Genomic DNA, 12,744 nt, shown 5'->3' with positions numbered 1-12,744 from the left:
GCCAAGGGCCGGCAGGAAAACTCAAGAAGCCAGTGGCGATACTTGCCAAAGCCCGTTCTGCTGAATCAATTGCCGGTCGCAGTCCGCTTCACGGGCGGCGGCCAAAGGTTGCCCAGGCAATGCCTGAACGACACGCTGACCCTCACTGCGCAACTGGCAAACCTGCTGCCAGAGTGCTGCATCCGTACTGTCAGGCATCCAGATACCGCCAGACGGTAGCTCGATTTCAGCACGCCCCAGGGTCACCAGGGTTTTCAAATCGGTAGAGAAACCGGTTGCCGGACGAGCGCGACCGAAGTCAGCGCCAATGTCGTCGTAACGACCGCCCTGAGCGATGGACTGACCAACGCCCGGCACGAACACCGCGAACACCACACCGGTGTGGTAGTGATAGCCGCGCAACTCGCCCAGATCGAAATACAGCGGCAGTTCCGGGAAACGCACGGACAAACGCTCGGCAATCGCCAGCAAATCGTCCAGTGCCGCCAAAACCGGCGCCGGTGCATTCGCCAGACGCTCGCGAGCAGCGCTCAACACTTCACGGCCGCCACACAGATCGACCAACGCACGCAGCATGCCCGACAGATCGGCAGGCAAGCCTTCGGTCAAGGTAATGACCTCGTCGATGGCCTTGCGTTGCAACGCATCGAACAACTGTTGTTCAACTTCACCGGACAAACCGGCCGCGCGGGCCAGGCCACGGTAGATGCCGACATGACCGAGGTCCATGTGCACTTCCGGCACGTCGGCCAGTTGCAGCATGGCCAGCATCAGGCTGATGACTTCCACGTCGCTGCTCGGGCTGGCATCGCCGTACAACTCGGCGCCCAGTTGAATCGGGCTGCGCGAGGACGACAAGGCGCGTGGCTGAGCGTGCAGCACGCTGCCGGCATAGCACAGACGGCTCGGACCTTCGCGACGCAGGGTATGCGCATCGATGCGCGCCACTTGCGGCGTGATGTCGGCACGGAAACCCATCTGCCGGCCCGATTGCGGGTCGATGACCTTGAAGGTACGCAGATCGAGGTCCTGGCCCGCGCCGGTCAGCAAGGATTCCAGGTACTCGATATGGGGAGTCACGACAAACTCGTAACCCCAGCTCTGGAACAGATCCAACACCTGACGACGCGCGACTTCAATGCGCGCCGCTTCCGGTGGCAGTACTTCTTCGATGCCATCTGGCAGCAGCCAGCGGTCTACCGTTGCCATTACGCCATTCCCCTATGGTCCGGGCGGCAAGCCTATGGGCGAGCCTTGAGTGAAGCAGAAAATGATCGGCTTTGTTTACAAGCCACCCATAAACAACGCGGCGAAAAGCCTGAAAATAAGCTTCGCCAATCACTTTCCTCGAAAAACCTGTCGAGTCATTCAACTCGGGCGCCTGCATAAACAACAGCAATCAAACGTGCAGACGCAAAAAAGCCGGGAATTTCCCGGCTGCCGCATCATACACACGTTTTCCCAAAGGATCACCCCGCCCGAGGCTTTAGCCGCCAGGCGGGGGATGATTCAGGTCAACGTCGTATCAAGGCTTGGCTTTTTCCAGGTAACGGAAGAAGTCGCTGCTTGGGTCGAGGACCATGACGTCGGATTTGTTCGCGAAGCTTTCACGGTAGGCACGCAGGCTACGGTAGAAACCGTAGAACTCCTGATCCTGGCCGTAGGCCTTGGAGTAGATCGCAGCGGCCTGGGCATCACCATCACCGCGAACCTCTTCAGACTCACGATAGGCTTCAGCCAGCAGCACGCGGCGTTGACGATCGGCGTCAGCACGAATGCCTTCTGCCAGCTCGTTACCCTTGGCGCGGTGCTCGCGAGCTTCACGCTCACGCTCGGAGCTCATACGCTCGAACACGCTGCGGTTTACTTCTTTCGGCAGATCGATGGCCTTGACCCGAACATCGACCACTTCGATGCCCAGCTCTTTTTCCGCCATCTTGTTCAGCGAAGCGGTGATATCGGTCATCAGCGCATCGCGCTCACCCGACACCACTTCGTGCAGCGTGCGTTTACCAAACTGGTCACGCAGGCCCGATTCCAGACGACGGGAAAGACGCTCGTCAGCAATCTGCTTGAGGCCGGAAGTCGCGGTGTAGTAACGCTCAGCGTCCTTCACGCGCCACTTGGCGTAGGCATCGACCATGACTGCTTTCTTTTCCAGCGTCAGGAAGCGTTGTGTCGGTGCATCCAGCGTCATCAGGCGCGAGTCGAACTTGCGCACCTGGTTAACGTAAGGCACTTTCACATGCAGGCCCGGCTGAACATCGGTCTGAACCACGCGACCGAACTGCAGCAACACCGCACGCTCGGTCTGAGCCACGATGTAGAAGCAGTTCCAGGCTGCGATCGCCACGACGACGCCGACAATAAGGGCGATCAGCGATTTATTGCTCATCAGCGACTCTCCCTGGTACGTGCAGGCTGTTGCTGCAGATCAGCTGCCGCACGCGCATTCGCTTCATTGCTGGTGGCTGCCGCACCGGTCACCGAAGTGCTGGTGTTGCGACCACTTTCGACCATCTTGTCCAGCGGCAAGTACAGCAGATTGCTCTGGCCATTCTTGTTGCCGGTCACGAGAACCTTGCTGGTACTGCTGAAGACTTCCTGCATGGTGTCCAGGTACAGACGCTGGCGGGTGACTTCAGGTGCCTTGCGGTACTCGGCGACCAGTTTGGTGAAGCGATCGGCCTCACCCTTGGCGCGCGAGACGGTTTCGTCACGGTAGCCGTTGGCATCTTCGATGATGCGCTGGGCCTGACCACGGGCTTCCGGCACGACGCCGTTGGCATAGGTTTCAGCCTGGTTGCGCGAACGCTGCTCGTCTTCACGGGCGCGGATCACGTCATCGAAGGCTTCCTGCACTTCACGCGGTGCCGCTGCGCTCTGTACGTTGACCTGGGTGACGGTGATGCCGGTGCGATAGGTATCCATGAAGCGTTGCAGACGCTCCTTGATCTCGCTGGCCATCAATTCACGACCTTCGGTCAGCACCTGGTCCATCGCGGTGGAACCCACCACATGGCGCAGGGCACTTTCAGTCGCGTGCTGCAGGCTGATTTCCGGCTGATCGACGCTCAGCACGAAGTCCTGCAGGTTGCTGATCTTGTACTGCACGGTCAGCGGTACTTCGACGATGTTTTCGTCTTCAGTCAGCATTTGACCCTGCTTGGTGTACGCACGCTCACGCGTGACGTTTTCCAGGTACTTGCGATCGATCGGCGGGAAATAGATGTTCAGACCCGGGCCGACGGTTTCGTAGTACTTGCCGAAGCGCAGCACCACGGCTTGCTCCTGCTCGTCGACTACATAGACCGCGCTGTACAGCCACACGGCCGCCAACACGACCAGGCCGATGCCGAGCAGGCCGCCAAAGCCGCCACTCTTGCCCGGACCACCGCCGTCATCACCGCGTTTCTTACCACCACCGAACAACCCATTCAGGCTTTCCTGCAGCTTTCGGAAGGCCTCGTCGAGATCCGGTGGTCCCTTGCGGTCGCCGTTATTGCGACGCTTGCCACCCCAAGGATCCTGATTATTCGAGTTGCCACCCGGCTCATTCCAAGCCATAGCGCTCTCCATCTGATAAAGCAAAGACGCACCCACGGCGCGCCGACCAATGCTACAGAATGCCTGTCACCGCGGCACAACCGCTTTCTCAGGCTTTTATTGCAAAGTGTGTTGTTCGATGAACTCTGTCGGCACAACGCCTTCACGGCTGACCAGCCGATTGAGCTCCGAGCGTGGCAATCGAACGGCCAGCAAGCTGACACCTTCTTCGTCGTGTTCTTCTTTCTGCACCGCTCCGAGTTCGAAGAACTGCGCACGCAGTCGAGCGAATCGTTGCGGCAAGCGCAAGGTACCGATAAACATCTCACTGCCCAGCAACTCGGCAATGGCTTGTTCGAGCAATTCCAGACCACTGCCATCACGCGCCGACAACCAGACCCGTTGAGGCTTGCCGCTTTCGTCGCGCTGGATCTGTGGTTCAACGCCTTCAAGCAAATCGAGTTTGTTATAGACCTCGAGGATCGGCAAGTCCTGGGCACCAATCTCGCCCAGCACCACCATCACCTGCTCGATCTGCAACATGCGATCCGGTTCGGCCGCATCGATCACGTGCAACAGCAGGTCGGAGTTGCTCGACTCTTCGAGCGTAGACCGAAATGCCTCGACCAGCTTGTGGGGCAAGTGACGAATGAAACCCACGGTGTCGGCCAGGACAATCGGCCCCAGGTCGGCCAGTTCCAGACGGCGCAAGGTCGGGTCCAGCGTGGCAAACAATTGGTCAGCCGCGTACACGTCGGATTTCGTCACGTTATTGAAGAGCGTGGATTTGCCGGCGTTGGTATACCCCACCAAAGACACGGTAGGGATATCCGCACGCGTACGGCCACGTCGCGACTGTTCGCGCTGGCTGCGCACTTTTTCCAGTCGGCCCTTGATCTGTCGCAGGCGAACCCGCAGCAAGCGACGGTCGGTCTCCAGCTGGGTTTCACCCGGGCCACGCATGCCGATACCGCCACCTTGACGCTCAAGGTGAGTCCAGCCACGAACCAGCCGGGTGCTCATGTGGTCAAGCTGGGCCAGTTCTACCTGGAGCTTGCCTTCATGGGTACGGGCGCGCTGGGCGAAAATATCGAGAATCAGACCGGTGCGGTCGATCACGCGACACTCGAAAACACGTTCGAGGTTACGTTCCTGACTGGGCGTAAGCGTGTGATTGAAGATCACCAGATCGGCTTCTTCGGAATGGACCAGGTCGCGCAGTTCCTCGACCTTGCCGCTACCGATCAGGAATTTGGCGGTTGGCCGATGACGCGGCACGTTAAAAAACGCAACGGTCTCGGCGCCGGCCGAATTAGCCAATTCCTGAAACTCCTGCGGATCTTCGCGCGCCTCAGGGTCCTGTCCATCCAAGTGAACGAGGATTACTCGCTCACCACCACCGTGGCGCTCAAAGAACAAAGGAGACTCCTATCAGGCGTTACCTGGCTCAGCGTCGCCTGCTTCGGATTCGGTTGCGCTAGGCAGACGAATTGGACGAACCGGCACCACTGTAGAGATAGCGTGTTTGTAAACCATCTGGCTGACGGTGTTCTTCAGCAGGATAACGAACTGGTCGAAAGACTCGATCGTGCCTTGCAGCTTGATCCCGTTGACCAGGTAGATGGACACCCCAACTTTCTCTTTACGTAAAGTATTCAAGTAAGGGTCTTGTAGCGAATGCCCTTTTGACATGTGCCGCACTCCTTTAAGGATTCAATATAAAAAATAGGTAAACAGATGGCTTGTGGCCGTCACACCCCCAAGGATAGACGGCAATTGCAAGGACTCAGCTCAATATGGAGATGGTCCCCAGGTATTTCAAGGCGCGCGGCAGATTGTCGCAATCCAGGCTGTCCAACCAGTGTAAATCAGCCCAACTGCGCAGCCAGGTGAACTGACGTTTTGCCAATTGGCGCGTGGCAATGATTCCACGCTCCTGCATCTCGGCTTGCGTCAGCTTGCCATCCAGGTAGTCCCAGACTTGTCGGTAGCCTACTGCACGTATAGACGGCAACCCGGAATGCAGGTCACTTCGCTTACGCAGGGCTACGACCTCGTCGATGAATCCCTGTTCCAACATTAAAGTGAATCTTTGTTTAATTCGCTCGTGCAGTACCTGACGATTTGCCGGAGCAATGGCCAAGTTCGCGACAGTATAGGGCAATTGTTGCAGTCCCGAAGCGGCTGCTTCAGTACTTTGCGCAGATTGTCTCAGTCTAAGCTCGGTCATGCTCTGACCGCTGACACGATAAACTTCCAGCGCTCGACTGAGTCGTTGCGGATCGTTCGGGTGAATACGCGCTGCCGATTCCGGGTCGATGATCGCCAATTGGTCGTGCAGGGCTTGCCAGCCAAGGCGCGCAGCTTCTTCTTCGATCTGTGCGCGCACTTCAGGATCGGCCGCGGGCATGTCCGCCAGGCCTTCGACCAAAGCCTTGTAATAGAGCATTGTGCCGCCCACCAGCAGCGGAATTTTGCCCCGCGCGGTGATGTCAGCCATCGCTTCGAGGGCGTCACGGCGGAAATCTGCGGCGGAATAGCTCTCTGCCGGGTCGAGAATATCGATCAGACGATGGGGAAATTCGGCCAGAATCTCTTTCGAGGGCTTGGCGGTGCCGATGTCCATGCCGCGATAGACCAGCGCCGAATCGACGCTGATCAGCTCGCAAGGCAGGACTTTGGTCAGCTCGATGGCCAGGTCGGTCTTGCCCGCTGCGGTCGGGCCCATCAGGAAAATCGCAGGAGGGAGCTGGCTCATCAACGACCGCGCAGGAACAGTTTGTCCAGATCGTCCAGGCCCAATTGGGTCCAGGTCGGTCGGCCATGGTTGCATTGACCGCTGCGCTCGGTGTTTTCCATGTCACGCAGCAGACCGTTCATTTCCGGCAGGGCCAGTCGCCGATTCGCCCGGATCGCGCCGTGGCAAGCCATGGTGCCAAGCAATTCGTTCAGGTGCGCCTGAATCCGGTCGCTGGTGCCATATTCCATCAGATCCGCCAGCACGTCGCTAACCAATCGATTGGCCTCCGCCTGCTTGAGCAAGGCCGGAATCTGTCGAATAGCCAGTGTTTCCGGGCCGAGACGCTGCAACTCAAAGCCCAGACGCTGGAACCACGCGACGTTTTCTTCGGCGCAATCGCCTTCGCGCTCGCTCACGGCCAACGATTCCGGAACCAACAGCGGCTGACCGCTCAGGCCTTCGCTGGCCATGGCGACTTTCAGGCGTTCGTACATGATCCGCTCATGAGCGGCGTGCATGTCCACCAATACCAGGCCTTGGGCGTTTTCCGAAAGGATGTAGACGCCCTTGAGTTGCGCCAATGCGTAACCCAACGGTGGAATATCGTCCTGACCGGCCGGCAGCGCGACAGCATTGGCTTCCGGCAGCGGCGCAAAAAACTCACGGTAAGCCGCCTGGGCTTCAGCCGCAGGCACGCCGGACTGAGGACGCGGCGTGTATTGATACTGATAACCGGCACCAGCGCCCGAGCCCGCCGGCGTGTTGAACGATGGTTGCGCCTGGGGCTGCTCCAGCAGCGCATTGGCCGCCAGGCGCATTTCGCCTTGCGGACCGAATTCACCGGCCTCGAGGCCGCTCGGACGAACGATGGCAGTCGCCACCGGTGCCGCCAGATGATCATCCGGTCGCACATCGCCCAAGGCACGGTGCAAGGTGCCGTAGAGGAAATCGTGGACCATGCGCCCGTCACGGAAGCGCACTTCGTGTTTGGTCGGGTGCACGTTGACGTCGACACCGGCCGGATCGACTTCGAAAAACAGCACGAAAGTCGGGTGCCGACCGTTGAACAGCACGTCGCGATAGGCCTGGCGCACCGCGTGGGCCACCAGTTTGTCGCGAACGGCGCGGCCGTTGACGAAGAAATACTGCAAGTCCGCCTGGCTGCGGTTGAAGGTCGGCAAGCCCACCCAGCCCCACAAATGCAGGCCGTTGCGCTCGATTTCGATCGGCAGCGCCTGTTCCAGGAACCCCGAGCCGCAGATCGCCGCCACACGCCGGGCGCGGGCCGCGTCGTCATGGGCTTCATGCAGGCTGAGGATGGTTTTGCCGTTGTGGCGCAAATGGAACGCCACGTCGAAGCGCGCCAGGGCCAGGCGTTTGATCACTTCTTGTAGGTGATCGAATTCGGTTTTTTCGGTTTTGAGAAACTTGCGCCGTGCCGGGGTGTTGAAGAACAGATCCCGCACTTCCACGGAGGTGCCCACCGGATGAGCGGCTGGCTGCACGCGGGGCGCCATGTCCCGGCCTTCGGTTTCGACCTGCCAGGCCTGATCGGCATCGCGGGTGCGGGACGTCAGGGTCAAGCGCGCCACGGAGCTGATCGAGGCGAGTGCCTCACCACGGAACCCGAGGCTCATCACCTGTTCGAGGTCTTCCAGGTTGCGGATCTTGCTGGTGGCGTGACGGGCCAGGGCCAGCGGCAGGTCATCGGCAGAAATGCCGCTGCCATCGTCGCGCACCCGCAGCAGCTTGACGCCGCCCTGCTCGACATCGACGTCAATGCGCTTGGCGCCGGAATCGAGGCTGTTTTCCAGCAATTCCTTGATCACCGAAGCCGGGCGCTCGACCACCTCGCCGGCGGCAATCTGGTTCGCCAGTCGCGGGCTGAGCAGCTCAATGCGAGCGCTGTTGATCACGGCCTGATTCATTCTTTGGATGCCAGTTCGGTGCCGGGAATGGTCAGGGTCTGACCGATTTTCAGCTCGTCGGTTTTCAGGTTGTTGGCGCTGCGCAAGGTGGCCGGGGACACCTGATAACGCACAGCGATCATCGCCAGGGTTTCACCCGGGTTCACCCGGTGATCACGCGGCCCCTGGGCGATTTTCCCGGAATCGCGCAGCCAGGCGATGTACGTGCCCGGTGGCGGATTCTGCTGGAAGAACTGGCGTACGCCGCTGCTGATCGAGCGAGCCAGCGCTTGCTGGTGGCTGGACGCCGCGAGTTTCGAGGCTTCGTTGGCGTTGGAGATGAACCCGGTTTCCACCAGGATCGACGGGATGTCCGGCGACTTCAACACCATGAACCCGGCTTGTTCCACGCGCTGTTTATGCAGAGGTGTAACACGACCGATATTGCTCAGAACCTTCTGGCCGACGTTCAGGCTGGACGTCAGCGAGGCGGTCATCGACAAGTCGAGCAGCACGCCTGCGAGCATGCGGTCCTTGTCGTCGAGGCTGACGTTGCCGGCACCACCGATCAAGTCGGAGCGGTTTTCACTGTCGGCCAGCCAACGGGCGGTTTCCGACGTGGCGCCGCGATCCGACAGGGCGAACACCGAGGCACCGAACGCAGCGGCCGAAGGCGCGGCATCGGCGTGGATCGAAACGAACAGGTCAGCGCCCTTCTTACGGGCGATTTCGGTACGGCCACGCAACGGAATGAAATAGTCGCCGGTGCGGGTCAGTTCGGCGCGGAAGCCTTTCATGCCGTTGACCTGACGCTGCAATTCGCGAGCGATCGCCAGCACCACGTCTTTTTCACGCTGACCGCGAGAGCCCGAGGCGCCCGGGTCTTCGCCGCCGTGACCTGCGTCGATCACGACAATGATGTCGCGCTTGCCGGCCGGTGCGGGCGGCAGCTTGACCGGGGGATCGACCGGGGTGACCGGTACCGGCGCGACGGTCGCGACGTTGGTCGGCGCGGGGATTGGCGCGGCGTCGGCGGCGTTATCGAACAGATCGACCACCAGGCGGTTGCCGTACTGGGCGTTCGGCGCCAGGGTGAAGCTTTTCGGCGTGACGGCTTTTTTCAGGTCGATGACCACCCGCAGGTCGGTCGGCGTGCGTTGGGCCGAGCGCATGGCGGTGATCGGGGTGTTGGCAGTGGACACGTTCAGCGGCGCACCGAGGGTGGCGCCATTGATGTCGATCACCAGTCGGTCCGGGGCTGTCAGGGTAAAAACGCTGTGTTGCACCGGCCCGGTCAGGTCGAACACCAACCGTGTGTTGTCCGGCGCCCGCCACAGACGGACGCTGTTGACCTTCGTTTCGGCCACAGCGTCGACGGTCACCGCCAAAAACAACATCCCTACGGCAGCTACCATCGCGCGAAAGCGCATACCTGACCCCATCATTTAATTGATTTCCAATGCCAAAGCGGCACACCACGACTCGCCACGCGAGCCCTGGGACAAAATTTTCAGCGAACGCCCGCTGTCTTGCGGGCTAATGGTAATGGTCAGGTCGGGCTTTGGCAAAAAGCCTGCACCTTTATCGGGCCACTCGATCAGGCACAAGGCATCGTCTTCGAAATAGTCGCGGATGCCGAGGTACTCCAGTTCTTCAGGGTCAACCAAACGATAGAGATCGAAATGGAAGGCGCGGATGTCGCCAATCTCGTAGGGCTCGACCAGGGTGAACGTCGGACTTTTTACCGCGCCCTCATGCCCCAGCCCCCGGATGATGCCGCGGGACAACGTGGTTTTCCCCGCCCCCAGATCCCCTTCCAGAAAAATCAGACCGTGCCCTTCGGTGGTTTTCGCGATGCGGGCGCCAAACGCGGTCATCGCTTCTTCATCAGCCAGGTACAGGGTTACTTCAGACACGGTGCTTGCTCCTCCAACAACTGACGAATGGCTGGAATCAGATCACTGGCCGCCAGCCCACGGCCCGATTTACCTTGTTGCGCGCCGGCATTGGCGTGCAGCCAGACGCCAAGGCAGGCCGCATCGAACGCGTCCATGCCCTGGGCCAGCAACGCGCCGACCAGACCGGCCAGCACATCGCCCAGACCGGCAGCGGCCATGGCCGGATGGCCCTGATGACACACCGCCAGACGCCCGTCGGGACTGGCGATAAGACTGCCGGCGCCTTTTAGAATCACTACAGCTGTATATTTTTTGCTCAATGCGTGAGCAGCGGACGGACGGTCGGCCTGAACCTCAGCGGTACTGATCCCGAGCAACCGTGCCGCCTCCCCCGGATGCGGCGTGATCACGCAGTCCTTGGGCAGGCTCACGAGTTCGTCAGCCAGCATATTCAACGCATCGGCGTCCCAGACTTGTGGAAGCGGCGCATTGGCCGCCGCCGAAAGCAGACTGCGTCCCCACGAAGCCTGCCCCAAGCCCGGACCGACCACCAGCACGGAAACCTTTTGCAGCAAACCCATCAGCTGATTCGCCGACGAAGTGCCCAGCACCATCGCCTCGGGAATTCTGGCCAGTGCGGCTGGCACGTGCTCGCTGCGAGTGACCACCGACACCATGCCGGCGCCACTGCGCAGCGCACTTTGTGCACTCAGCAAAATGGCACCGCCGAAACCGCGATCACCGCCGATCAGCAAGACATGGCCGAATTTGCCTTTATGGGCGGTCGGCGCACGCCCCGCCAGACGCGGCAAGTTACCGGCCGTCAGACGACGAGCGCTGATGGCGATCCCGCTCAAAGACTCAGGCGAAGCTTGCAGATCATTAAAGACCCACTCGCCCACCACGTCCGCCGCCTCGCCCGTGAACAGGCCCAGTTTCAAACCAATGAAGGTCACGGTCAGGTCCGCCCGGACAGCCGCACCGAGCACGCTTCCTGTATCCGCACAAAGGCCTGAAGGAATATCCACCGCCGCAACCGCCAGGCCGCTGGCATTGATCGCCGCGATGACACTGGCGTAAGGCTCGCGCACCTTGCCTGTCAGGCCGGTGCCGAGCAAGGCGTCCAATACAACGCCACGCAACTCCGACTGCGCACTCCAGGCTTGAACGGCGACGCCTTCGGACAGGGCCTCGGCGTGGGCCAAGGCTGCATCACCCTGCAAACGCCGGGGATCACCGACCGCCAGCACGCGCACATGCCAGCCGGCACGCTTGGCCAACACCGCGACCAGATAACCGTCACCGGCGTTGTTGCCGTGGCCAGCGGCCACCGTCAGTTCGTTGGCCGTCGGCCAGTGCCGGACCAGCGCACGCCAGGTCGCCCGCGCCGCCCGCTGCATCAATTCGAAGCCCGGCGTACCGGCCGCAATCAGGCTCGCATCGAGTGCTCGCACTTGCGCGGCGCTGTACAGCACGTCGGGTAAATCATCTTTAGTGTGCGGCATGCGTCTTCGGGCTCCGATGTCTGGCAGAATTATACGCACCTCAGCTCCGGTTTCTCTCGCCTCATGCCCGCTATTACCACAGACCTGCCCGCCCTCGCCCAATCCATCAAGGACTGGGGCCGCGAGCTGGGCTTTCAGCAAGTCGGCATCAGCGGCCTGGATCTGGCCGAGCATGAGCAGCACCTGGCGCGCTGGCTCGAAGCCGGTTACCACGGCGAAATGGACTACATGGGCGCCCATGGCAGCAAACGCTCACACCCGGAAGAGCTGGTGCCCGGCACGCTTCGGGTAGTGTCCCTGCGCATGGATTACCTGCCGGGCGATACACAAATGGCGCAATTGCTGGCGCAACCGGAAAAAGCCTACGTGTCGCGTTATGCTTTGGGCCGCGATTACCACAAGTTGATCCGTAAACGCGTGCAACAACTGGCAGAAAAGATTCAGGCGGTCATCGGACCGTTCGGCTACCGCGCATTTGTCGACAGCGCACCGGTGCTGGAAAAAGCCATCGCCGAAAAGGCCGGCCTTGGATGGATCGGCAAAAACACGCTGGTCTTGAATCGCAAGGCCGGCAGTTACTTCTTTCTCAGTGAGCTCTTTGTCGATCTGCCGCTGCCGGAAGACCCTCCGCACGCCACCGAACATTGCGGCCGCTGCACCGCATGCCTCGACATCTGCCCGACCAACGCGTTCGTCGGCCCCTATGTGCTGGATGCCCGGCGCTGCATTTCCTACCTGACCATCGAACTGAAAAGCGCGATCCCGGAGGATCTGCGGCCATTGATCGGCAATCGGGTGTTCGGCTGCGATGACTGCCAGATCGTCTGCCCGTGGAACCGTTTTGCCCGTCCGTCCGGCGAAAGCGACTTCAAGCCACGGCACAACCTGGACAACGCGGAACTGGCCGAGCTGTTCATGTGGGATGAAGACCGGTTTCTGAGCAGCACCGAAGGCTCGCCGCTGCGTCGGGCGGGGTATGAGCGCTGGTTGCGGAATCTGGCGGTGGGTTTGGGGAATGCGCCTTCAACGATTCCGGTGCTGGAAGCATTGAAGGCGCGAAGGGAATACCCGTCGGAGTTGGTTAGGGAGCATGTGGAGTGGGCGTTGCGTCAGCATGAACTGCGCGACGCCTGATTTTGCCCCCACCC

At 60.7% G+C, this 12,744-nt stretch carries 11 protein-coding genes; 1 reads left to right on the top strand and 10 read right to left on the bottom strand.

What is annotated here, in order from left to right; genetic code table 11:
- Positions 1–21: 21 nt before the first annotated feature.
- From KGB24_RS11975 to KGB24_RS11930, 10 genes are all read right to left on the bottom strand, one after another.
- Positions 22–1,209, bottom strand: a complete 1,188-nt coding sequence (locus KGB24_RS11975) for an ATP phosphoribosyltransferase regulatory subunit (protein WP_008035324.1) — start codon at positions 1,207–1,209, stop codon at positions 22–24.
- 316 nt (positions 1,210–1,525) lie between these two features.
- Positions 1,526–2,395 (bottom strand): protease modulator HflC, encoded by an 870-nt coding sequence (gene hflC, locus KGB24_RS11970; protein ID WP_008035323.1) that lies wholly within the window; start codon positions 2,393–2,395, stop codon positions 1,526–1,528.
- Positions 2,395–3,567, bottom strand: a complete 1,173-nt coding sequence (gene hflK, locus KGB24_RS11965) for an FtsH protease activity modulator HflK (protein WP_008035322.1) — start codon at positions 3,565–3,567, stop codon at positions 2,395–2,397. The genes hflC and hflK overlap by 1 nt, the downstream gene beginning before the upstream one ends.
- 96 nt (positions 3,568–3,663) lie before the next feature.
- Positions 3,664–4,965, bottom strand: a complete 1,302-nt coding sequence (gene hflX, locus KGB24_RS11960) for a ribosome rescue GTPase HflX (RefSeq protein ID WP_223414869.1) — start codon at positions 4,963–4,965, stop codon at positions 3,664–3,666.
- 12 nt (positions 4,966–4,977) lie between these two features.
- Complete coding sequence (hfq, locus tag KGB24_RS11955; RefSeq protein ID WP_007902656.1) at positions 4,978–5,238, bottom strand: RNA chaperone Hfq; 261 nt, start codon at positions 5,236–5,238, stop codon at positions 4,978–4,980.
- A 94-nt stretch (positions 5,239–5,332) separates the two neighbouring features.
- Positions 5,333–6,304: a tRNA (adenosine(37)-N6)-dimethylallyltransferase MiaA gene (gene miaA / locus KGB24_RS11950; RefSeq protein ID WP_008035319.1), complete on the bottom strand. Its 972-nt coding sequence runs from the start codon at positions 6,302–6,304 to the stop codon at positions 5,333–5,335.
- Positions 6,304–8,214: a DNA mismatch repair endonuclease MutL gene (mutL, locus tag KGB24_RS11945; protein WP_263287220.1), complete on the bottom strand. Its 1,911-nt coding sequence runs from the start codon at positions 8,212–8,214 to the stop codon at positions 6,304–6,306. The genes miaA and mutL overlap by 1 nt, the downstream gene beginning before the upstream one ends.
- Positions 8,211–9,590, bottom strand: coding sequence for an N-acetylmuramoyl-L-alanine amidase (locus KGB24_RS11940; RefSeq protein ID WP_404943243.1), 1,380 nt, complete (start codon positions 9,588–9,590; stop codon positions 8,211–8,213). Before KGB24_RS11940 ends, mutL begins: the two co-directional genes overlap by 4 nt.
- A gap of 48 nt (positions 9,591–9,638) precedes the next feature.
- Positions 9,639–10,109 carry a tRNA (adenosine(37)-N6)-threonylcarbamoyltransferase complex ATPase subunit type 1 TsaE gene (tsaE, locus tag KGB24_RS11935; RefSeq protein ID WP_008035315.1) on the bottom strand — a complete coding sequence of 157 codons (471 nt, stop codon included), beginning with the start codon at positions 10,107–10,109 and terminating at the stop codon, positions 9,639–9,641.
- Positions 10,097–11,596, bottom strand: coding sequence for an NAD(P)H-hydrate dehydratase (locus KGB24_RS11930; protein ID WP_223414868.1), 1,500 nt, complete (start codon positions 11,594–11,596; stop codon positions 10,097–10,099). The genes tsaE and KGB24_RS11930 overlap by 13 nt, the downstream gene beginning before the upstream one ends.
- A gap of 63 nt (positions 11,597–11,659) precedes the next feature.
- On the opposite strand from KGB24_RS11930, the gene queG reads away from it, so the two are divergent.
- Positions 11,660–12,730 (top strand): tRNA epoxyqueuosine(34) reductase QueG, encoded by a 1,071-nt coding sequence (gene queG / locus KGB24_RS11925; protein ID WP_008035303.1) that lies wholly within the window; start codon positions 11,660–11,662, stop codon positions 12,728–12,730.
- The last annotated feature ends 14 nt before the right edge of the window (positions 12,731–12,744 follow it).

It is taken from the genome of Pseudomonas sp. BF-RE-25 (assembly GCF_019956105.1).
Classification (GTDB): domain Bacteria; phylum Pseudomonadota; class Gammaproteobacteria; order Pseudomonadales; family Pseudomonadaceae; genus Aquipseudomonas; species Aquipseudomonas migulae.
The sequence above is the reverse complement of the archived record's forward strand: the minus strand, read 5'-3'. Positions and strand labels throughout refer to the sequence as shown.